Here is a 23,235-nt window from a genome sequence, read left to right as displayed (position 1 = left end):
CATGAAAAAAATCATTTTTACCTTATTGCTTGTTTCTATGTCAACTTTAATTGTTGATGCACAGGAATGGATAACATATAAATCAACTGAATTAGGGTATAGCGCAAGGTTTCCAGTAGAGCCGGAGTTTCAAACCCAAGGTGTTTCAACTGCGGTTGGAGAATTGCAGATGAAAATGGCCATGGCAACGCCTAATACTGAAGATGATGACAATTTAATATATAGCGTGATAAGATCAGAATATCCAGGTGAAGGATTTATTGATGCAACTGATGACTTTATAAAAAACGTTTTGGATGGCGCAATAGAAGGAGCTGTAACCAATGTGCAAGGCACCAAAATTTATGATGAAAGTGTCTCCTTTAATAATTATCCAGCAAGATATGTTAAGATTGAAATTACCGGTGCTTTTCTTTACCTTAATGCTTACCTTGTTGAAAATATGATATATATAACTCAGGTCATTTGTACCCCTGAAAATGATAAAAATACTAGCATTAAGAAATTTCAAGAATCATTTGAACTCATTAAAGTAAAATAAACATTGCCGACAGACTCAATAGTTTACATATTACTTGCAGGAATTATAGCGCTATCACTAGCGCTTTTTCAGTACGCATATCAATCTAAAATAAAAGGTAAACGCGCCTATATTTTGACGATTTTACGTTTTGTCACGCTATTTGCTGTTTTTTTATTAATCATCAATCCTAAGTTTGATAAGGTCACTTATTACAATGAAAAACCAAATTTGGTAATTGCTATTGATAATTCAGAATCTATTAGTTATCTCAATCAGTCGCAAAACGCCACCAATTTTATAAATGTATTAAAAGACAATAAAGCATTAAACGAGAATTTCAATGTAGAGTTATACACATTTGGAAAAATAGTAACCGCTTCCGATTCGTTGTCCTTTACTGAAAAGCAGTCCAATTTGGCATTAGTTTTTAAGCGTTTATCAGAAGTGTATAACAATTCTATTGCTCCAACGCTGCTTATTTCCGATGGAAATCAAACCTACGGAAATGATTATGCCTATCTCACTAAGCGCTATAAACAAGCAGTATTTCCTATTATATTGGGTGACACCACTACGTATACCGACATTAAAATACAACAGCTAAATGTTAATCGCTATGCCTATTTAAAAAATAAATTCCCCGTTGAAATCATTGCAACTTACAATGGGAACTCAAAGGTGAACACCCAACTGCGCATTACAGTTGGCAATACCACAGTTTTTTCTCAGCCTATCGCATTTAGTAAAACTGAAACCTCACAAATTGTTAATTTAACCTTGCCAGCGAATCGCGTTGGCGTGACTAGTTTTAAAGCTGAAGTCGTTCCAATATCTAATGAAAAGAATACAATTAATAACGTTAAAAGCTTTGCAGTAGAAGTTATTGATCAAAAAACTAACGTAGCAATCGTGTCAAATATAGTGCATCCAGACCTAGGTGCTCTAAAGAAATCTATAGAATCCAATGAACAGCGACAAGCGGAAATTTTAACAAGTAGAGCGTTTCTGAAAAAATCTAGCGAATTTCAATTGGTAGTGGTTTACCAGCCAACCAATAATTTTAGGGCACTCTTTAAAGAGATTGACAAGTTAAAACTCAATAAAATTGTTATTGCCGGAACTCAGACGAATTGGTCGCTATTAAATCAACTTCAAACCTATTATAAACAAGAGCAAACAAATCAAACAGAAGACTATCAAGCCACATTAAATCAGAATTATTCGACATTTATAGTTGATAATTTAAATTTCAGTGAATTCCCACCACTAAAGGCAGCATTTGGTGAAACGTCATTTACAGTTCCCTTTCAAACCATCCTCTATAAAACGATTAATGGTACCGAAATAGATGAACCTTTATTCGCTACTTTTGAAATCAATGAAAAGCGAGAAGCACTAATACTGGGTGAAGGTATTTGGAGATGGAGAGCGCAAACATATATAAGTGAAGATTCATTTAATTCTTTTGATAATTTTATAGGGAAGCTTGTTCAGTATTTAAGCACAAACAAACGTCGCACTCGACTCAATGTAATTCATGAATCATTTTATAATGGAAATGATAATATTCTTATGTCAGCTCAATTCTTTAATAAGAATTATGAGTTTGATGCCAATGCTAATCTGACTATCACACTCACAAATACTGATAGCGGAAGCGAAAAAGTATTCCCATTCGTACTTAAAAACACAAACTATGAAGTTGATCTTAGCGGATTAGAACCTGGAGATTACAACTTTACGGTGAGTGTCTCAAATGAAAACATGTCTAAATCTGGAGTCTTGAAAATACTGGATTATAATGTTGAACAACAATTCTTAAATGCTAATGTCACTAAACTGAATAGTCTTGCCGAAAACAGTAATGGTCAAGCCTATTTCATTGATAACACATCGTCTGTTATTAACGATTTATTAACGGATTCTCGATTCACGATCATTCAAAAAAGCACTAAAAAAGTCGTACCTTTGATTGATTGGAAATATTTACTCGCACTTATTGCGCTATCACTGGCTGCTGAGTGGTTTATGAGAAAATATAACGGACTAATTTAAAACTAAAAATCATGGAAAAATTACCAAAAATTGCGTTGCCAGTAATATTTGTGGCAATCGTACTAATAATACTATTAGCGAAATCAGCTGTTACAATTGGTTCTGGTGAAGCAGGGGTATTATACAAAACATTTGACAAAGGGGTAGTAACTGATAAACCGCCTTTAGGTGAAGGGTTTCATATCATTGCGCCTTGGAATAAGGTGATTGTTTATGAAGTAAGACAGCAAGAATTATTCGAAAAAATGAAAGTATTATCATCTAACGGGTTAGAAATTCAAATTGATGCATCGGCATGGTATGAGCCAGTTTACAACGACCTCGGGAATCTTCACCAATCATTAGGTGAAAACTATTTGCAACGAGTAATTCAACCAGCAATTCGAAGTGCTGCGCGTAGTGTTGTAGGACGTTATACACCCGAACAATTATATTCTAGTAAACGTGATGCTATACAAGATGAAATATATGAGGAAACCAAGGTTATTTTAAGTAAGCAGTTTGTTCAGCTTAACGAAGTATTAGTTCGTGATGTCACCTTACCTAATACGATTAAAGATGCTATTGAACGTAAACTCAAACAAGAACAAGAATCTTTAGAATATGAGTTTAGACTTGTGACAGCGGCAAAAGAAGCAGAGAAAGTAATTATTGAGGCAGAAGGAAAAGCAGAATCAAATAGAATTTTAAGCGCTTCGTTAACCGATAAAATTTTGCAAGATAAAGGTATCGATGCAACGATGAAGCTTGCTGAATCTCCAAATAGTAAAATAATAGTTATTGGTTCTGGTGACTCAGGATTACCTATTATTTTAGGAAATCAATAGCCTTAACAGAAATTTAATAATTCCAAATTAGGAATTTTAAATAATATTTTGCAAACTTTGTTCAAATAAAGAGAGACATGTTTTTTATTCAATTTCGTCACCATCATTTTCATTCTTGTAATCAAGCGAGCTGAGAATGTATTGAATAAAATCAACACATATGTAAACCCGTTTGAGCTAATCGAACGGGTTTTTTAATTCAGAAATTAGCTCAAGCATAACAAAACAATAATGAGTAAATTAAAAATTGCAGTACAAAAATCAGGAAGGCTTCATGATGACTCCATGAAAATTTTGAAAGATGTGGGAATTTCTATTGATAATGGAAAGGATCAGTTAAAAGCATCTGCTAAAAACTTTCCTTTAGAAGCGTTTTATTTAAGAAATGGAGATATCCCTCAGTATTTAAAAGACGGTGTCGTTGACGCAGCTATTATAGGTGAGAATGTCTTAATTGAAAAAGGAAACGGTATCACAATCATGGAAAAATTAGGTTTTTCATCGTGTAAAGTTTCTGTTGCTGTACCAAAATCCGTGCATTACAATTCCATTCAAGATCTTGAAGGCAAACGAATTGCAACATCATACCCCAATACTGTTAATCAGTTCCTAGAAAAACATAAGGTGAATGCTAATCTTCATATCATAAATGGTTCTGTCGAGATTGCTCCAAATATTGGGTTAGCTGATGCCATTGTGGATATTGTCTCCAGTGGAAGTACCTTGTTTAAAAACGGATTAAAAGAAGCAGAAGTCCTTCTTAAATCTCAAGCCGTATTAGCGGTGTCTCCATTAATTTCCGAAGAGAATCAGTTGATTTTAAATAAACTTCAGTTTAGACTTCAGTCCGTTCTTAAAGGAAGACGAAACAAATACGTTTTATTAAATGCACCAAATGATAAGCTAGACGCTATCATCAATATATTACCCGGGATGAACAGCCCAACCATTTTACCTTTGGCTAAAGAGGGTTGGAGCTCGTTACATTCTGTAATTAATAAGAATGAATTCTGGGATATTATAGATGAGCTTAAACTAAATGGAGCAGAAGGAATTTTAGTATGTCCAATCGAAAACATGGTAGTATGATGAAAACGATATTTAATCCTAGTAGAAAAGATTGGTCAGAACTCTTAAAACGACCAACCCAAACTGTAGAAAACATTGAACATACAGTGACTGAGATCTTTAATGATGTTCAGCGGCATGGTGATAAAGCTATTGCCAAATACACTCAGTTGTTTGATGGTGCAAACTTAGAAACCGTAGTAGTCACCCCAGATGAAATTACAAAAGCTTCAAGTCTGGTCTCTAAAGCCCTTAAAAAGGCGATACAAAACGCTAAAGCTAATATAGAAACGTTTCACAAAGCACAAAAAACTAAAAGGGTATCCGTTCAAACTTCTAGTGGTATTGATTGCTGGCAGGAAAAACGACCAATACAAAAAGTTGGGTTATACATACCAGGCGGTACGGCTCCATTATTTTCAACAGTACTTATGTTAGCAGTTCCTGCACAAATTGCAGGTTGCAAGGATATCGTATTATGTTCACCTCCTAATAGCCAAGGGAACATTGCAAATGAGATTCTTTATGCGGCACAATTATGTGGTGTAACAAAAATTATCAAAGTTGGTGGCATTCAGGCAATCGCTGGTCTAACCTTTGGTACAGAGGCGATTCCTCAGGTTTATAAAATTTTCGGACCAGGAAATCAGTTCGTCACTGTGGCTAAGCAACTCGCTACTAAATATGGAGTTGCTATTGATATGCCAGCAGGACCTAGTGAGCTTTTGGTAGTTGCAGATGATTCGGCAAATGCAAGTTATGTGGCTTCTGATTTATTGAGTCAAGCAGAACATGGTGCCGATAGTCAGGTGATTTTGGTTTCTACGTCAGAATCTTTAGTGGCAGAAGTGAAGAATGAGATAACAAAACAGATCGTTGCATTACCACGAATGGAAATGGCCCAAAAAGCTATCGATAATTCAAAATTAATATATGTTGATTCCGATGATATTGCTTTAGAAATGATTAATGAATATGCTCCTGAACATTTCATAGTCTGCACAAGTAATGAAGACTTTTATGTTGATAATATCGCGAATGCTGGCTCGGTATTTATAGGTAATTACACGCCTGAAAGCGCAGGAGATTATGCTTCTGGAACGAATCACACATTACCTACAAACGGTTTTAGCAAAGCCTATTCTGGGGTTAATCTAGACAGCTTTACCAAAAGTATCACTTTTCAGAAAATATCAAAAGAAGGAATTCTAAATATTGGTAATACCATAGAATTAATGGCGGAAGCTGAAGGATTACATGCACATAAAAATGCAGTGACCTTAAGATTAAAAGATTTAGAGTAATGGGAGAATTTAATTTAAACACACTCATTAGGTCTAATATTCAGCGCTTAAAGCCATATGCTTCAGCTCGAGATGAGTATAAAGATGCTACCAGTGATATGGTGTTTTTAGACGCAAATGAAAATCCATTCGAAAATGGAGTAAATCGATATCCAGATCCTAAACAAAACAAGGTTAAAACGCAACTTTCGAAATTGAAAGACATGTCAACCGAGAATATATTGTTAGGAAATGGAAGTGATGAAATTTTAGATTTGATCTTTAGAGCCTTTTGTGAGCCAAATGAAGATAACATAATAACTTTGCCTCCAACTTACGGAATGTACGAGGTGTTAGCGAATGTAAACGCTATTGAATGTATTACAATTGAATTGGATGCCAACTTCGAACCTAAAGTTGATCATATTTTAGAAACAGCAAATAGTCGTTCGAAATTATTGTTTTTATGCTCGCCTAACAATCCAACATCAAATAGTTTTCAAGCGCACAAGATTGAGCAGTTACTTAAGGGTTTTAAAGGAATTGTGGTCATTGATGAAGCTTATATTGATTTTTCAAATCAAGAGAGTTGGATGAGAAGGTTACAGGAGTTTCCTAACCTAATTGTCACTCAAACTTTGTCAAAAGCATACGGAATGGCTGGTATACGATTAGGGATATGTTATGCTTCCAAAGAAATTATTGCTGTTTTGGATCGTATCAAACCTCCCTATAACGTAAACGAATTAACGCAAGTCAAAGCTATAGAGCGTTTGTCACGACCTGAGCTTGTAATAGACGAAATTCAAAACATTTTAGAGCAACGTGATTGGTTAAAGTCTCAATTGGAATCTATTGGTTTTATTGACAAAGTATATAAGTCAGACGCTAATTTTTTATTGGCTAAAGTGGATAATGCTACCCAAAGGTATTCAGAATTAATTGCCAAAGGTATCGTAGTGCGCAATAGAACCAATCAACCGCTTTGTGAGAATTGTTTACGTTTTACGGTAGGGAATTCTGAAGAAAACATAAAACTTATTAAGGCCTTAAAACAATTACAATAGATAACAAACTTAAGTTAGTTCTTAATAAAAATAAGACATAATGAAACGAGTACTTTTTATAGATAGAGACGGAACGTTAATAAAGGAACCAGCAGATGAACAAATCGATTCATTTGAAAAACTAGAGTTTTACCCAAAGGTATTTCAGTATTTAAGTAAAATTGCCAAAGAGTTAGATTTTGAAATTGTAATGATTACAAATCAAGACGGATTAGGCACAGCAATCTACCCTGAAAACACCTTTTGGCCAGTACATAATTTTGTATTGCAAACTTTCAAAGCCGAAGGGGTGGTATTCAAAGAACAATTTATAGATAGAACCTTTGCTAAAGATAATGCGCCTACCCGCAAGCCAAATACAGGACTGCTTACAAAATATTTCTCTGCAGATTACGATTTGGTTAACTCCTTTGTGATAGGTGATCGCCTGACAGATATAGAATTGGCTAAAAACCTTGGATCTAAAGGCGTATTTATTAATGATAACACCAATTTAGGAACTGACGAAATCACAGTAGAAAGAGAAGCCTTAGAAGCCTTTATTACTCTTGAAACGAATGATTGGGAAGAAATTTATAGCTTTTTAAAAACGGATGCTAGAGTAGGACGTATCGAACGTAATACGAACGAAACTAAAATAAAAATAGAACTTAATCTTGATGGAACTGGTCAAAGTGACATTGATACAGGAATCGCATTCTTTGATCATATGCTTGACCAAATATCACGTCATGGTCAATTAGACCTGTTGATTAAGGTAAATGGTGATTTAGAAGTAGATGAACACCACACCATAGAGGACACTGCAATTGCCTTAGGGGTAGTATTTGCTAATACCTTAGGGAATAAATTAGGAATTGAACGTTACGGTTTCGCTTTGCCAATGGATGATTGTTTTGCGCAAGCTGCCATTGATTTTGGTGGACGTAATTGGCTAGTTTGGGAGGCGGATTTTAAACGTGAAATGATTGGGAAAATGCCTACGGAAATGTTTTATCATTTTTTTAAATCATTTACCGATGGTGCCAAGTGTAATTTAAATATCAAAGCAGAAGGCTCTAATGAGCACCATAAAATTGAAGCTATATTTAAAGCGTTCGCTAAAGCCATAAAAATGGCAGTAAAACGGGACGTGGAAAAAATGATTTTACCATCAACAAAAGGCCTATTGTAATGCATTGTCATCCCATATTTGAAGCGGAATCAATAGATAGAAAAACATGAAACTAGTTATAGTAGATTACGGCGCAGGAAATATAAAAAGTATTCAGTTTGCTTTTAAAAGGTTAGGCTGGGATGCTATTTTGTCAAAAGACCCAGGAGTGATTCAGGACTCGGATAAGGTTATATTTCCTGGTGTAGGTGAAGCGAGTTCAGCGATGACAATGTTGCGCCAAAGTGGATTAGATCAGCTTATTCCTGAATTGAAACAACCAGTATTAGGTATTTGTCTGGGTATGCAACTCATGTGTAACTACTCGGAAGAAGGAGATACGCGCGGATTAGGAATATTTGATGTCAATGTAAAACGTTTCAGTAATACTGTGAAAGTGCCACAAATGGGATGGAATACCATTACCCACTTAAAGACCGATCTCTTTAAAGGCATTAAAGAAGAAGCCTTTATGTATTTGGTACACAGTTATTATGCAGAGCATTGTAAGGAAAGTATTGCAAATTCCTTTTATGAATTAGAATATGCCACAGCTTTGCAAAAAGATAACTTTTTTGGTGTACAGTTTCACCCAGAAAAGAGTAGTGTTGCAGGAGAACAACTTTTAAAAAATTTCTTAGAACTATAAATAAAAAAATTATTCATTTCAAGCGCAAACAAGTGGATTATGAAATCAGGTTGAATTGCGTTTGACCTGATATAACTAAATAAAATTATGAGAATCATCCCAGCAATAGATATTATAGACGGGAAGTGTGTACGTCTAACCAAAGGAGATTACGGCACAAAAAAAATATATAATGAGAACCCTGTTGAAGTTGCTAAAGCTTTTGAAGGCGCAGGAATACAACACTTGCATTTGGTAGATTTGGATGGCGCTAAAGCCAAGCATATCGTCAATTACAAAGTTTTGGAACAGATTACATCTAAAACAAACTTAAAAATTGATTTTGGAGGCGGATTGAAAACGAATGAAGATTTACATATAGCCTTTAACTCTGGTGCTCGTCAGGTCACGGGAGGAAGCATAGCGGTCAAAGATCCTGAAGCGTTTAAAGGTTGGATTGCGAAATATGGAAGTGCCAAGATTATTTTAGGTGCCGATTGTAATAATGAAAAAATTGCGGTTAGCGGTTGGCAGGAAGAGAGTGATCTCGACGTATTGCCTTTTATTAAGTCGTACCAAGAAAATGGCATTAAATATGTAATATGTACAGATATTTCTAAAGATGGTATGCTCGAAGGACCGTCATTTGATTTGTATAAACGCATTTTGAGTGCCTCTAAAGATATTAAACTGATTGCCTCTGGTGGTGTGACTTCAATAAAGGACTTAAATACTTTAGAAGATTTAGGTTGTGAAGGTGCAATAATTGGAAAAGCAATTTACGAAGGTCATATTAGATTAAGTGATTTAGGAACTCATTTATAAACCATGCTTACAAAACGAATTATACCTTGCCTAGATATAAAAAACGGAAGAACCGTTAAAGGCATTAATTTTGTGGATCTCCGCGATGCTGGTGATCCAGTTGAACTTGGCAAACAGTACGCTAAATTAGGAGCTGATGAGCTTGTTTTTTTAGATATTTCAGCAACATTAGAACGTCGTAAAACCATGCATGACTTGGTATTGGATGTTGCAGAACATGTCAATATACCGTTTACTGTAGGTGGCGGGATCTCGTCTGTAGAGGACGTAGACGATCTTTTGCACTGTGGTGCAGATAAAGTATCGATAAATTCTAGCGCTGTAAAACGACCAGATCTAATTAATGAGTTATCTCGTAAATTTGGAAGTCAATGTATTGTGGTGGCTATCGATGCAAAAGAGGTTAATGGTGAATGGTTTGTTCATTTAGCAGGAGGAACAATACCAACCAGTTTAAACTTGTTCGATTGGGCTAAAGAGGTTGAAGAGCGTGGCGCTGGAGAGATTTTATTTACATCTATGAATAATGATGGTACCAAAGCAGGTTTTGCCAATAAAGCCCTAGCTCAACTTTCTGAAACGGTAAATATTCCAATCATCGCTTCTGGAGGCGCAGGAACGGTTCAACATTTTATTGATACGTTTAAGAACGGTAAAGCCGACGCTGCCTTGGCCGCGAGTGTGTTTCATTTTGGTGAAATAGATATTGTAGAATTAAAAAAAGAATTGAAAAAAAATGATATAGCAGTGCGATTATAAAGCGCTCTACTGAACTTATATCTGTATAATAAATATAATGAAATATGACTATCGACTATTCTAAAAATAACGGACTCGTACCCGCGATTATTCAGGATGTTTCAACTAAGACGGTTCTGATGCTTGGTTATATGAACGAAGAGGCTCTTAAAAAAACTCTAGAGACTAAATTGGTAACTTTTTATAGTCGAAGTAAGCAACGCTTATGGACTAAAGGAGAAGAAAGCGGAAATGTATTACGACTTATAGATCTAAAAGTAGACTGTGATAATGATACGCTTTTGATTTCTGTTAATCCTGAAGGACCAACGTGTCATAAAGGTTCAGATACGTGTTGGAATGAAAATAATACACAAAATTTCGGATTTCTTACACATTTGGAAGATGTCATTGCGTCTAGAAAAAATAATGCTAATAAAGAGACGTCTTATGTTGCCTCATTGTTCGCAGAAGGTATTAACAAAATAGCTCAAAAAGTAGGAGAGGAAGCCATAGAAACAGTGATTGAGGCCAAAGACTCAAACGATGATCTGTTCTTGAATGAAAGTGCAGATTTACTATTTCACTATCTTATCTTATTGCAAGCCAAAGGATTTAAATTAAATGACATTACTGAAGTTCTAATAGGGCGTGAAAAATAATCTGTCACTCAAGTTAATTAACCACAGTTGTTCTAAAAATACAATAACAAAAGCTTTAAAAATTTTGTAAAACCTTACAGATTAACGTTCTTGTCTCTATGTTTAATAAGCGTTATTATTATTTAATACGGATTCAATATTTAGGGTATCGATTTCATGGCTGGCAAAAACAGCCTAAAGTGAAAACAGTGCATTTAATGATTGATAGAACTTTAAATTTCATTCTTGAGGGGAAACGATTTAAGACTTTAGGTTCAGGACGAACAGATGCTATGGTTTCAGCTAATGAAGCGGCTTTTGAGTTGTTTGCTTATGAGAAAATAGAGGATGAAGCTGCTTTTTTGGAATTGTTTAATTTCAATTTACCCCAGGATATAAGAGCTCTTGCCATTGAAGAGGTTGATGAAAACTTCAACATTATACAACATTCTAAATTAAAGGAATATGTTTATCTCTTCACATTTGGTCAAAAATGCCATCCTTTTTGTGCGCCAATTATAACCACAATCTTAGATGATTTGGATATTGAACTCATGAAACAAGGTGCGCAATTATTTGAAGGCAGGCATAATTTTAAACCGTATTGTTACCGTGCAACTGATAACGGATTATATACCAGAACTGTTGAAAGCTGTAAGCTTGTAGAGAATACCTTATATTCGGCTAATTTCTTTCCAGAAAATAGCTATACGCTAATTGTTAAGGGAAAAGGGTTTGGACGCAATCAGATTCGCTTAATGATGGGCACACTATTTAAATTGGGGAGAGGTGAAGTTGATTTAAATTATATTGAACAATCATTGACTGCGGAAAGTACTGAAGTCATGGACTTTATTGCGCCTGCTTCTGGCTTGATACTAAATAGTATTGCGTTTGAATAATGCTCTTGGACCGATTTATATTTTGAGTCTTGCCGATGCCATAATACTTTGATCTGCATAATTTCCTTCTAAATATTTAAGATGACCAACAATGGCGATCATAGCGGCATTGTCTGTGGTATACTCAAACTTGGGCACATACGTTGTCCAACCAAACTTTTGTTCACCAGCTTTTAATGCCGCACGTATTCCAGAATTAGCCGAAACGCCGCCACCAATAGCAATATGATCAATACCTGTTTGTTTGCTTGCCAGTTTCAGTTTATCAATTAATATTCCAATAATTGTATACTGAATAGAAGCGCAGATGTCATTGAGATGCTCTGCAATAAAATTCGGATTGGACTTAACCTGCTTCTGAACAAAATACAGAATAGCAGTTTTTAATCCTGAAAAACTAAAATTTAATCCGTCTACTTTAGGTTTCGTGAACGGAAACGCTTTCGGGTTGCCTAATTGAGCTCGCCTATCAATTTCTGGACCAGCAGGATAACCAAGTCCTAAAATTTTACCACTTTTATCAAAGGCTTCTCCTACAGCGTCATCTATAGTTTCGCCAATCACTTCCATTTTAAAATGATCGTCAACACGAACAATTTGAGTATGACCACCAGATATGGTCATGGCTAAAAACGGAAATGGAGGTTTAACAAAATCGGCTTCTTCTATAAAATGTGCTAATATATGAGCCTGCATGTGATTTACATCAATTAATGGTATGCTTAATCCGTAAGCCAATGACTTTGCAAACGAGGTACCCACTAACAAGGAACCCATAAGCCCTGGACCTCGAGTAAATGCAATAGCAGTTAGCTGTTCTTTTTGAACTTTAGCGGTTTTGAGAGCTTGATCTACAACGGGCACAATATTTTGTTGATGCGCTCGTGACGCTAATTCTGGTACGACTCCACCATATTCTTCATGTATTTTTTGACTCGCGACAATGTTACTTAAAATTTTACCGTTATGCATTACAGCGGCAGCAGTGTCATCGCACGAAGACTCTATGGCAAGAATATATATATTTTGTGAGCTCATTAATACAAATTAGGCACAATAATTGTTAATTTTGAGTTCAAAGTTATAACTTTCAAAGCGTATCAAAAAATTCTTCAAAATAGTATCCAAGATATTAGCGGTAATTCTGCTATTATTCATCATTTTGGTGTTGATATTATCTATTCCTGCCGTACAAACTAGCCTCGGAAAACGCGTCACAAAACGCATTAATGATGATTTTGGTACCAACATCAATATTGGTAAGGTCGGACTTCAATTTAATGGTGATGTAGAGCTTAAAGAAATATACATTGAAGATTACAGAAAAGATACCCTCATTGCAATAGGGGAACTTAATACATCCATTTTAAATTTCCGTAATGTCATTAATGGTAAATTAAATTTTGGTGACATCGATATAATGGATTTGGTTTTTAATATTAAAACCTACGCAGGAGAGATAGATACAAACATGGATATTTTTGTAGCTAAATTTGATGAAGACAACCCTAGGCCTGCCAAAAGCGATTTTCTGTTGTCTTCTAGTGACGTGTCTATCTATGATGGGACATTCAGACTTATAGATGATAATAAAGAAACTCCTAAGATTCTAGAATTTAATGAACTTGATATCAATGCAACCGATTTCGTGATTGCAGGAAGTGATGTAAGGGCGCGTATCAATACTTTGTCATTTAAAGATAGTCGCGGTGCACATATAGAAAATATGATGACCGATTTTAACTATACGTTGACAGATATGAGATTTGATAATCTCAGTATCAAAACCAATAAGTCCTTATTAAAAGGCAATTTGCGTTTTGATTATAACCGTGAAGATTTTAAAGAATTTGTAGATAAAGTCAATGTTACAGCAAACTTTACAGAGTCTAATATTGCATTAAATGAGCTCAATGTGTTTTACAATGAATTTGGTGAAGATCAAATGGCAAATCTTAACGTAGACCTCTCAGGAACATTAAACAACTTAAATGCTAAAAACCTTGTGCTTAATGCGAGTGGAAGAACTCGCATCTTCGGAGATATCATTTTTAAAAACCTTTTTAGTAAAGCCGACGGAGACTTTTCAATGGATGGAAAGTTTAATAACTTAACTTCTAATTATTACGATTTACGTGCTTTGTTACCTAACCTGTTGGGAGAATCTATTCCAACAGTATTTTCGAAACTCGGTAATTTCACCATTACAGGAACCTCATTTATAACAGATACAACGATAGATGCCGATGTTAAAATAAAAACGAAAATCGGTTTGATTGTTTCTGATATTAAAATGACTCATATTGACGATGTAGATAATGCTGATTACATTGGGAATGTTGTATTCGATGAATTTGACTTGGGCGTATTACTCAATGATCCTATGGTGAAAACGACTTCATTAGATTTAGATGTTGATGGAAAAGGATTTACACTCGAAAATTTAAGTAGTCAGGTGCAAGGACAGGTTTTTAATCTCACCTACAATGACTATACATATGAGGATATCGAAGTTTCCGGAAAACTGGGAAAACAAATATATAATGGGTTATTAATTGCAAACGATAAGAACTTCAAATTTAAATTTAATGGGCTTGCTGATCTTTCTAAAGATATAAAAGCCTTTGATTTTAGTGCTAATGTTGAATATGCCAACTTAAAAGCCCTTAATTTTATAGAAAAAGATAGTATTTCGGTTTTTCGTGGAAATGTAACAACATCTATGAGAGGCTCCTCTATTGATGATGCCTTTGGTACCTTAGATTTTAATAATACGACCTATATCAATGAGCACGATGAGTATTATTTTAAGGATTTTAAAATAATTTCAAAATTTGAAAAGACGAAACGAACACTAACTATTAATTCTCCAGACATTATTGAGGGAAATATGAGTGGCAATTTCAAATTTAAAGATATTGGCAAGCTTGTTGAAAATTCAGTGGGCAGTATCTACACGAATTATGTACCAAATAAAATAGACACAGATCAGTATCTTGAATTTGACTTTAGAATCTATAATAAAATCGTTGAAGTGTTTTATCATGATTTACAATTAAGTCCAAACACTAGAATAAAAGGACGAATTGAAACGGATGAAAAACAATTCAATTTAACATTTAGCTCACCTCAAATTAAGTTGTTTGATTATTTTGCTAATGATATTTCGGTATTGGTTGATAATAGCAATCCGTTGTTTAACACTTATATAGAAATTGATTCGCTTAGCACTAAGTTTTATGATGTGTCCAAATTCAACTTAATTAATGTAACACAACGCGATACCTTATTTATTAAATCTGAGTTTCAGGGCGGAAAACGAAATGCCGATGAATTCAACTTGAACATGTTCTATACGATTGATGAAACTAATAAATCGGTGGTAGGCTTTCGAAAGTCTGACGTCATGTTTAAAGATAATAATTGGATCATAAACGAAAACAAGAATAAACGCAACAAAGTATCCTTCACTAGAGATTTTAAAAACTTTGATATAAGTGAAATGGTGATGAGTCATTTTGATGAACAAATTGAGTTATCAGGAATCATTTTAAAAGACAATAAAGATATTAGGTTGGATTTTACAGATGTGGATCTCACAAAGATTACTCCTAGAATAGATAGTTTACTGTTAGAAGGTCGTGTAAATGGAGAGCTCAAATTGCGTCAAAGTAATGGTGTCTATTTGCCAAATTCTACAGTGGTTATCAGTGATTTAAAAGCCAATGATTTTGAATTGGGTGATCTCAATGCCATTGTTACAGGAAATCAATCTTTAACCAATTACATTGTTGATCTGTCGCTTGAAAACGACAATCTTAAAACATTAATAGCTAAAGGGAATATTGATGTCAGTTCAAACAATCCTAATATTAATCTCGATGTCGCTTTTGATGAATTCTTATTGGATCCACTAGATCCCTTCGGAGAAGGTGTTATTACCAATATTAGGGGTTTAGTTACTGGTAATGCTAAAGTTACAGGAAGTTTGAATAAGCCACGCTTTGATGGTAATTTATTATTAGATAATGCAGGCCTGACTATTCCGTACCTCAATGTTGATTACAGTTTCGATTTTGACTCTCAGGTGAAACTGGAGAACCAAAAGTTTATATTTCAGGAAGTTGATATCACCGATTCTGAATTCTTCTCAAAAGCAGTTTTAAACGGCTATATTGGTCATCAAAACTTCTCAGACTGGAAACTAGGTCTAGAAATTGATACCGAACGGTTATTGGTTTTGAATACCGATTACGACGAGGATGAACTCTACTACGGAACAGCTTTCGTTGATGGTAAAGCAAATATCACTGGACCTACAAATGAATTGAAAATTGAATTCAATGGAAGCACCGCTCAAGGCACTATTTTTAAAATACCATTAAATGATTACGAAACTTATGGGGAGAACTCCTATATCCACTTTGTAACTCCCGAAGAGAAACGTGCACGATTCCTAGGCGAAGTTGCGGAAAGTACCGAAGTTAAAGGTTTAGAATTAGAGTTCAATCTTTTTGTAAATCCATATGCAGATATTGAAATTGTAATTGATAGAAATCAAGGAAGTACGATTCAAGGTAAAGGCAATGGTAACTTATTGTTTGATATTAATACCAACGGAAAGTTTAAAATGTTTGGAGATTTCCAAATTGAAAGTGGTACCTATAATTTCGCTTATGGCGGATTGGTTCAGAAAAAATTAGAAGTAGAACCTGGCGGAAGTATTCGTTGGGAAGGTGACCCTCTCAAAGCAAATATCGATTTAAAAGCAGTGTATCGTACCGAAGCAAATCCGTCAGTGCTGCTAGATAACCCCATAAATAGAAGTATTCCCATTGAAGTTGAAATCAATTTATTAGGACAACTGGAACAACCAGAATCTGATTTCACGTTTAACTTTCCAAATGTAAATTCTACAATTCGATCAGAGCTTGATTACCGATTAGAAACGAAAGAAAGTAGGTTTACACAAGGTACTTTTTTATTAGTGACAGGTTCTTTTCAAAGTGATATTGGCTTAGGTCAGCAAGCTTATGGTACCGTTTCTGATAAAGTAAATGCCCTTATTAACAGTTTAATCTCTACTGATAATGATAAACTCCAAGTTGGTTTCGATTATCAGGTTGGTGAACAAACAACTGATTACCAAACAGATGACAGGTTAGGTTTAACCCTAAGTACTAAAATAAGTGATCGTGTTCTGATTAATGGAAAAGTGGGTGTCCCAATAGGTGGCGTTAATCAAACTGTGATTGCGGGTGATGTTCAAATCGCAGTATTATTAAATGATGAAGGTACACTTAAAGCGACATTCTTTAATCGAGAAAATAGTATTAGAAACTTTGGGGAAGAAATTGGGTATACTCAAGGTGCTGGGATAACCTATAATGTAGAATTTGATACGTTTAAAGAACTATTTCAAATTATATTTTCAGGGAAGAATAAGAAAGATAAAGCGAAAAAGGAAGAAGCGATAAAAACTAACGAAAATCTCACTCCAGACTTTATCAACATCAAGTCAGAAAAAGACTCAAAAGGCAATTAAATTCTCTTGTTTTTAACATTTTTCATTTTTTTTATTAACGAAAACGTTTGAGTTTTTAGAGACATGTTAAATTATCTCTATATGCCCTCTTATTGTAGTTTTTCTTTATTAGTTTTACTTCATTAAAAGACAATTTCATGATACAGACCATTAAGAAAGTTGGCGTAATGACCTCAGGAGGAGATTCTCCTGGTATGAATGCTGCCATTCGTTCTGTCGTTAGAGCATGTGCTTTCCATAACATTGAATGTGTTGGAATATACCGTGGCTATGAAGGCATGATTGAAGGTGATTTTAAAGCTATGGATGCTCGTAGTGTTAAAGGGATTATCAATAAAGGTGGCACTGTATTAAAATCTGCACGTTCAAAAGAATTTCGAACTGCCGAAGGCCGCAGAAAAGCTCACGAAGAATTAGTTAAAGCAGAAATTGATGCATTCGTTGTGATTGGAGGTGACGGTAGTTTTACCGGAGCAATGATTTTTAGTCAAGAATACGGTATGCCTGTTATGGGAATTCCAGGTACAATTGATAATGATATATTTGGAACCACACATACCTTAGGCTATGACACCGCATTAAATACAGTTGTTGAAGCTATAGATAAAATTCGTGATACGGCGAGTTCACATAATCGCTTGTTCTTCATTGAAGTCATGGGACGTGACGTTGGGCATATTGCTTTAAACGTTGGTATTGGAGCAGGAGCTGAAGAAATTTTAATTCCTGAGGAAGATTTAGGACTAGATCGTTTATTAGAATCATTAAGACGCAGCAAGCAATCAGGAAAATCTTCAAGTATTGTTGTGGTGGCCGAAGGCGACAAGATAGGAAAAAACGTATTTGAATTAAGAGATTATGTCGAAGAGAACATGACTGAATATGAAGTGCGTGTATCTGTTCTTGGGCATATGCAACGCGGTGGTTCACCATCTTGTTTTGATCGCGTATTAGCCAGTAGAATGGGAGTGAAAGCAGTAGAGAGCCTCATTGCCGGTCAATCAAACTGTATGGTGGGGCTTAAAAATGACGTGATGTCATTAACACCTTTAGATAAAGCTGTCAAAGGAAAATCAAAAATTAACTTAGAATTATTACGCGTATCCGACATCATGTCGATATAAGTAATGTATATGAAATTTAATACTAACACTAGAAAATAGAAAAGATGAAAATAGGAATAAACGGATTTGGTAGAATAGGTAGAATTGTATTTAGAGCAACAGTAAAACGTGATGATGTAGATGTTGTTGCTATCAATGATCTTTTAGATGTAGAGCATTTAGCTTACTTACTAAAATATGATTCTGTTCATGGTAAGTTTGATGGAACCGTTGAAGTGAAAGATGGCCATTTAGTAGTCGATGGTAAAACCGTTAGAGTTACTGCGGAAAGAGATCCGAAAAATTTAAAATGGGATGCTGTTGGAGTAGATGTTGTAGCCGAGTGTACAGGTATTTTCACAACATTAGAAACTGCCGATTACCATATTCAGGCTGGTGCTAAGAAAGTCGTAATTTCGGCACCTAGTAAAGATGCACCAATGTTTGTAATGGGTGTTAATGATAATGAATTATCTGCAGATCATACCATTGTTTCCAATGCGTCTTGCACGACCAACTGTTTAGCTCCTATTGCAAAAGTTATCGATGATAATTTCGGATTAGAAGAAGGGTTGATGACAACAGTACATGCCACTACAGCAACTCAACTTACTGTAGATGGACCATCTCGTAAAGATTATAGAGGAGGTAGAAGTGCATTATTAAACATTATTCCAGCATCTACTGGAGCAGCAAAAGCTGTTGGTAAAGTAATTCCAAAATTAAATGGAAAACTTACAGGTATGGCTTTTAGAGTTCCTACAGCTAATGTTTCAGTAGTGGATTTAACATTTAGAACTCAAAAAGAAACCTCTTTGGAAGAGATTAAAGCTGCGTTCAAAAAAACATCTGAAGGCGCCATGAAAGGTGTTTTAGGATACACAGATGATTTAGTGGTTTCTCAAGATTTCATGAGTGATACACGTACGAGTATCTTTGATGCGGAAGCAGCCATCGAATTGAATTCTAAATTTTTTAAGATCGTATCTTGGTATGATAACGAGTTTGGCTATTCTAATAAATTAGTTGATTTAGCTCAAAAAATAAATTCATTATAATAATCATTTTAAATCCGTAGCTAAACCAAATAGCTACGGATTTATCTTTTATACTTAGCTCATGATTTTAATCACTGATGGTGGTTCTACAAAATGCGACTGGATAGTAGTAGATAAAAAAGGAGAACAACTTTATGAAAAGATTCGTACAAAGGGTCTTAATCCAGCAATCTTAAAGGAGAAGAAGCTAGAGAAAATCGTAAGAAAGAGCGATGAACTCATGCAAATTAAAGATCAAGTCACTCATGTGTTCTTTTATGGTGCTGGTTGCGGGACCACAAATCCTAAATTGATCCTCACTGGCGTTTTAGAATCTATTTTTACAAATGCACTTATAGATGTTCAAGAAGACACTATGGCAGCTGTTCGTGCCACTCTAAATCATAACAATGAGGCTGCAGTAGTTTGCATTATGGGTACAGGTTCTAATTGTAGTTATTTTGACGGTCATAAACTTCACCAACGCGTCCTATCCTTAGGTTATACTATCATGGATGACGCTTCTGGTAATTACTTCGGAAAAGAGCTGATTAGAGATTATTATTATAATAAAATGCCAGAAGATATTAAGGTGGCCTTTGAGCACAAGTATAATTTAGATGCCGACTTCATTAAATATAACCTCTATAAACAACCCAATCCCAACGCGTATCTTGCAAATTTTGCAGAGTTTATGTTTCTCAACAAAGATTCAGATTACATTGTTGAACTGATTAAAAAAGGGATTCGCAGGTTTGCTGAGAATATGATCTTTCAATATGCAGAAGAACTCAAAACAGTGCCTGTACACTTTGCAGGATCTATTGCTTATTTTTCAAAAGCTGAAATTCATATAGTAGCCGATGAGTTAGGCTTTAAGGTAGGTAATTTTGAAAGACGCCCAATTGAGGGGTTAGTTGACTATCATATCAATCAACTATAACAAGTAGAAATTATATTATGACTTATGAATGCCTTTGGTTGTGAGCGCTATTTAGGGCTGACCTATTGTGTGCGATTTGAAATTAAAGTGCTTTAGGGGCTTTAAATGATCTGATAATTACCAATCCACACACAAGTGTAATGGCAACCAGACCCATAGCTAAAGCTGTTTTACCATAGATGAAATTCCCAATAGCAAAAAGGGTGCAATACACGCCAATCACTCCACAAAAGAATCCTAGAATCTTCATACCAAATCCTTTAAATTTAGATTCATTCTCGAAGATTAAACTATTAAAAGAATTAAGAGTTTGATCATCCGTTGGTTTCGTCAATAAGGTTACTAAAATCCACCCTAAAGTAGTGACCACGACGCCAAATACTAATTGCCAATGACCTGCTAATTCTACCATTGGTGTTTCCATTTTTCCATTGATAAAGAAAAATAATGCGATTCCGAAGGATAATATCATGGCCGCAATTTCACTCCACGGATTGATACGACTCCAGAACCAACGCAAAATAAAGAGTAAACCGGTTCCAGCCCCAATTTGTAATAACAAGTTAAAGGCATCACGTGCTTCTTCTAAGATTGTAGCTAAAAGTGCTGCTAAAATCATCATTATCACTGTTGATATTCTTCCAACCAATACTTGTTCTTTTCCTGTAGCTTCTTTGCGAATAAAACGCGCATAAAAATCATTAACTACGTAAGAGCTTCCCCAATTTAAGTGGGTAGAAATAGTACTCATAAAGGCTGCAATGAGTGATGTGATAACAATTCCTAACAAACCAGCAGGTAAAAACGTTAGCATCGCGGGATAGGAGAGGTCATTCTTAACAAAAGAGGCATCTAGATTGGGAAATGCTGCTTGTAAACTATCAAGATTTGGATAAATAATAATTGAAGCTAATCCAATAATAATCCAAGGCCACGGGCGTAACGCATAGTGTGCAAAATTAAAAAACAGAACAGCCCAAGTGGCATGTTTTTCGTCTTTAGCTGCAAGCATGCGCTGGGCTATATAGCCACCTCCTCCTGGCTCAGCTCCTGGATACCAAACACTCCACCACTGCACAGCTAATGGAATGATTAGCAATGGAATGAGGAGTTCTGGTTTAGAAAAATCAGGAAGCATTGCTGTTTTTGATGCCACTTCTGGTGTTGAAAGCAGCTTACTTATACCACCAATTTCTGGCATATTAACAATATGAATTGTTGCCCAAATACTCCCTACCATAGCAATAATAAATTGAACGAAATCGGTGAGAAGCACACCCTTTAACCCACCCAAGGTTGAATAGATTACCGTTACTATAGATGCTATAAACAGTGTTTGAAACGTCGTAAACCCAAACATCACATGTCCGATTTTAATCGCTGCTAGACAAACATTTGCCATAATGACAATATTGAAAAACACACCTAAGTATATGGCTCTAAATCCGCGAAGAAACGCAGCGCTTTTTCCGCTATAACGCAATTCATAAAACTCTAAGTCGGTCGTAATACCGCTTTTGCGCCATAATTTCGCATAAAAAAATACGGTTAGCATTCCTGTTAATAGAAAACTCCACCATATCCAGTTTCCATAGACACCATCTTCACGAATAACACCTGCAACGAAGTTAGGCGTATCAGCGGCAAAGGTTGTAGCAACCATACTTACGCCTAACAACCACCATGGCATATTTCTACCAGAAAGAAAAAAGGCTTTAGAATCTTTTCCAGCTTGTTTTGATACATACACACCAATACCGGCAAAGAGTATTAAAAAGAAAATAATAATAATCCAATCAAGTGTTGATATAGTCATAATGGAAATTGATGAGTTCGTAAAACAAATCTAATATTTATATTGAAATAAAAAAGGTATTAGCGTACGTACTAATACCTTTTATGGATAAAATTTGGTTGGTTAGATCGTTATCTTATCCATTGTTTTTTGGTGGCAAATATTGAAAAGTATAAAAGTAATAGAGCGATAACTACAATGGTGCCAGAAAAATAAGCGGCAGAGTTACCCATAATTTCTGATGAATCTATGACAAAATGGTTGTGATACACTTGGATAATAATCCCTGTAAGTGAAAATACATAGAAAATCGTAGCTAATTTTCGTCGCATTAATAAAAATCCTGAAGCTATAAGACCACCAAAAACACCGATAGCAAATGCTGCTGTAGCCCAAGCGGGTGAATTAGCTATTATCTCAAGTTGTTCGGCGGTATATTGGCTTCTAAAGCCTTCGGTATTATAAGCCTTGATCAAATATTGGAAAACTCCAACAGCATTCCAAAGCAAGGCAATCACTGAAATGATCCAAAACCATTTCGATGGTTTTTGAGAATAAGAATCGGTCATTTTGATCTACTTTTAATTAGTTAATGCTAACAATTTATAAAATTTAACGTGATTATATAAAAAAACTCAACTCAATTTTATTGTTTTAATAAAATCAAGTTGAGCTTTTTATGCGTCTCGGTTAAAAAACTAATCTTCTACCACATGTAAAATAGGTGTTTTATTAACCCATTTGCCATTTTTAGATTCACCTAAAATTAGAACATCTTTTGTGAGTTCGTATTCTTTCACCGTTCTCATCATTTGTTCCTTAGTATCTCTGTGCAGTTTGATTCCAGAATTTTTACCTTTATTTCGTATTTCGATATAAAATCCATCTCTAAATTTTATTGGTCTTGTTGGAGGTCTTCCCATGTATATGTATTTGTAGTATATATTCTCGCATATTAATAAAAATAAACTCAATATGCAAGAGATTTATATTTAAATCCAATATAGTGTCATATAATGCTTTAAACCAGCTATTTATATAGTTAAAACTAATTGTGTTATAGGGCATCACAATGACAAAAAGATTTTATACTTTTAACCTT

The 23,235-nt window shown here is 35.0% G+C and carries 20 protein-coding genes; 16 read left to right on the top strand and 4 right to left on the bottom strand.

Features of this window, described 5'->3' with window-relative positions; genetic code table 11:
- Window position 1 precedes the first annotated feature (1 nt).
- The 12 genes from BLT57_RS09885 (at window position 2) to BLT57_RS09830 (ending at window position 11,710) form a co-directional block, all read left to right on the top strand.
- Window positions 2-541, top strand: a complete 540-nt coding sequence (locus BLT57_RS09885) for a hypothetical protein (RefSeq protein WP_091425338.1) — start codon at window positions 2-4, stop codon at window positions 539-541.
- 3 nt (window positions 542-544) lie between these two features.
- Window positions 545-2,578, top strand: a complete 2,034-nt coding sequence (locus BLT57_RS09880; protein ID WP_091425336.1) for a hypothetical protein — start codon at window positions 545-547, stop codon at window positions 2,576-2,578.
- An 11-nt stretch (window positions 2,579-2,589) separates the two neighbouring features.
- Entirely contained in the window at window positions 2,590-3,405 is an 816-nt protein-coding gene (locus tag BLT57_RS09875) for a prohibitin family protein (RefSeq protein ID WP_091425334.1), read from the top strand.
- A 231-nt stretch (window positions 3,406-3,636) separates the two neighbouring features.
- Complete coding sequence (gene hisG, locus BLT57_RS09870; protein ID WP_091425332.1) at window positions 3,637-4,494, top strand: ATP phosphoribosyltransferase; 858 nt, start codon at window positions 3,637-3,639, stop codon at window positions 4,492-4,494.
- Window positions 4,494-5,777 (top strand): histidinol dehydrogenase, encoded by a 1,284-nt coding sequence (gene hisD / locus BLT57_RS09865; protein WP_091426744.1) that lies wholly within the window; start codon window positions 4,494-4,496, stop codon window positions 5,775-5,777. Before hisG ends, hisD begins: the two co-directional genes overlap by 1 nt.
- On the top strand, window positions 5,777-6,823 hold the full coding sequence (gene hisC, locus BLT57_RS09860) for a histidinol-phosphate transaminase (protein WP_091425330.1): 1,047 nt from the start codon (window positions 5,777-5,779) through the stop codon (window positions 6,821-6,823). Before hisD ends, hisC begins: the two co-directional genes overlap by 1 nt.
- Window positions 6,824-6,863: 40 nt before the next feature.
- A complete protein-coding gene (hisB, locus tag BLT57_RS09855) occupies window positions 6,864-7,997 on the top strand; it encodes a bifunctional histidinol-phosphatase/imidazoleglycerol-phosphate dehydratase HisB (protein ID WP_091425328.1) in 1,134 nt (377 codons plus the stop codon).
- 46 nt (window positions 7,998-8,043) lie between these two features.
- Window positions 8,044-8,625, top strand: coding sequence for an imidazole glycerol phosphate synthase subunit HisH (hisH, locus tag BLT57_RS09850; RefSeq protein WP_091425326.1), 582 nt, complete (start codon window positions 8,044-8,046; stop codon window positions 8,623-8,625).
- Window positions 8,626-8,712: 87 nt separating this feature from the next.
- A complete protein-coding gene (hisA, locus tag BLT57_RS09845; RefSeq protein WP_091425324.1) occupies window positions 8,713-9,429 on the top strand; it encodes a 1-(5-phosphoribosyl)-5-[(5-phosphoribosylamino)methylideneamino]imidazole-4-carboxamide isomerase in 717 nt (238 codons plus the stop codon).
- 3 nt (window positions 9,430-9,432) lie between these two features.
- Window positions 9,433-10,188: an imidazole glycerol phosphate synthase subunit HisF gene (hisF, locus tag BLT57_RS09840; RefSeq protein ID WP_091425323.1), complete on the top strand. Its 756-nt coding sequence runs from the start codon at window positions 9,433-9,435 to the stop codon at window positions 10,186-10,188.
- A 44-nt stretch (window positions 10,189-10,232) separates the two neighbouring features.
- The gene (gene hisIE, locus BLT57_RS09835) at window positions 10,233-10,829 is read left to right on the top strand and encodes a bifunctional phosphoribosyl-AMP cyclohydrolase/phosphoribosyl-ATP diphosphatase HisIE (RefSeq protein ID WP_091425322.1); all 597 of its coding nucleotides are present in this window, start codon (window positions 10,233-10,235) and stop codon (window positions 10,827-10,829) included.
- A gap of 98 nt (window positions 10,830-10,927) precedes the next feature.
- Window positions 10,928-11,710, top strand: coding sequence for a tRNA pseudouridine(38-40) synthase TruA (locus tag BLT57_RS09830; protein WP_091425321.1), 783 nt, complete (start codon window positions 10,928-10,930; stop codon window positions 11,708-11,710).
- 15 nt (window positions 11,711-11,725) lie between these two features.
- Here BLT57_RS09830 and tsaD read toward each other — a convergent pair whose 3' ends face one another.
- Entirely contained in the window at window positions 11,726-12,748 is a 1,023-nt protein-coding gene (tsaD, locus tag BLT57_RS09825) for a tRNA (adenosine(37)-N6)-threonylcarbamoyltransferase complex transferase subunit TsaD (RefSeq protein ID WP_091425319.1), read from the bottom strand.
- A 127-nt stretch (window positions 12,749-12,875) separates the two neighbouring features.
- Between tsaD and BLT57_RS09820 the strand changes: the two genes are divergently transcribed.
- From BLT57_RS09820 to BLT57_RS09805, 4 genes are all read left to right on the top strand, one after another.
- Window positions 12,876-17,255 (top strand): translocation/assembly module TamB domain-containing protein, encoded by a 4,380-nt coding sequence (locus BLT57_RS09820; protein WP_091426742.1) that lies wholly within the window; start codon window positions 12,876-12,878, stop codon window positions 17,253-17,255.
- Window positions 17,256-17,392: 137 nt separating this feature from the next.
- Window positions 17,393-18,379, top strand: a complete 987-nt coding sequence (gene pfkA / locus BLT57_RS09815; RefSeq protein ID WP_091425318.1) for a 6-phosphofructokinase — start codon at window positions 17,393-17,395, stop codon at window positions 18,377-18,379.
- Window positions 18,380-18,414: 35 nt separating this feature from the next.
- Entirely contained in the window at window positions 18,415-19,416 is a 1,002-nt protein-coding gene (gene gap / locus BLT57_RS09810; RefSeq protein WP_091425316.1) for a type I glyceraldehyde-3-phosphate dehydrogenase, read from the top strand.
- Window positions 19,417-19,477: 61 nt separating this feature from the next.
- Window positions 19,478-20,338: a BadF/BadG/BcrA/BcrD ATPase family protein gene (locus tag BLT57_RS09805; protein WP_091425315.1), complete on the top strand. Its 861-nt coding sequence runs from the start codon at window positions 19,478-19,480 to the stop codon at window positions 20,336-20,338.
- An 82-nt stretch (window positions 20,339-20,420) separates the two neighbouring features.
- Here the strand turns inward: BLT57_RS09805 and BLT57_RS09800 are convergent, their stop codons facing one another.
- From BLT57_RS09800 to BLT57_RS09790, 3 genes are all read right to left on the bottom strand, one after another.
- On the bottom strand, window positions 20,421-22,154 hold the full coding sequence (locus BLT57_RS09800; RefSeq protein WP_091425314.1) for a sodium:solute symporter family protein: 1,734 nt from the start codon (window positions 22,152-22,154) through the stop codon (window positions 20,421-20,423).
- Window positions 22,155-22,264: 110 nt separating this feature from the next.
- Window positions 22,265-22,702 carry a hypothetical protein gene (locus tag BLT57_RS09795; RefSeq protein ID WP_091425312.1) on the bottom strand — a complete coding sequence of 146 codons (438 nt, stop codon included), beginning with the start codon at window positions 22,700-22,702 and terminating at the stop codon, window positions 22,265-22,267.
- Window positions 22,703-22,831: 129 nt separating this feature from the next.
- The gene (locus BLT57_RS09790) at window positions 22,832-23,056 is read right to left on the bottom strand and encodes a hypothetical protein (RefSeq protein ID WP_091425310.1); all 225 of its coding nucleotides are present in this window, start codon (window positions 23,054-23,056) and stop codon (window positions 22,832-22,834) included.
- Between the last annotated feature and the right edge of the window lie 179 nt (window positions 23,057-23,235).

It is taken from the genome of Formosa sp. Hel1_31_208 (assembly GCF_900104785.1).
GTDB lineage: Bacteria > Bacteroidota > Bacteroidia > Flavobacteriales > Flavobacteriaceae > Psychroserpens.
Note: the sequence above shows the minus strand (reverse complement) of the source record. Positions and strands in the feature narration are given on the sequence as shown.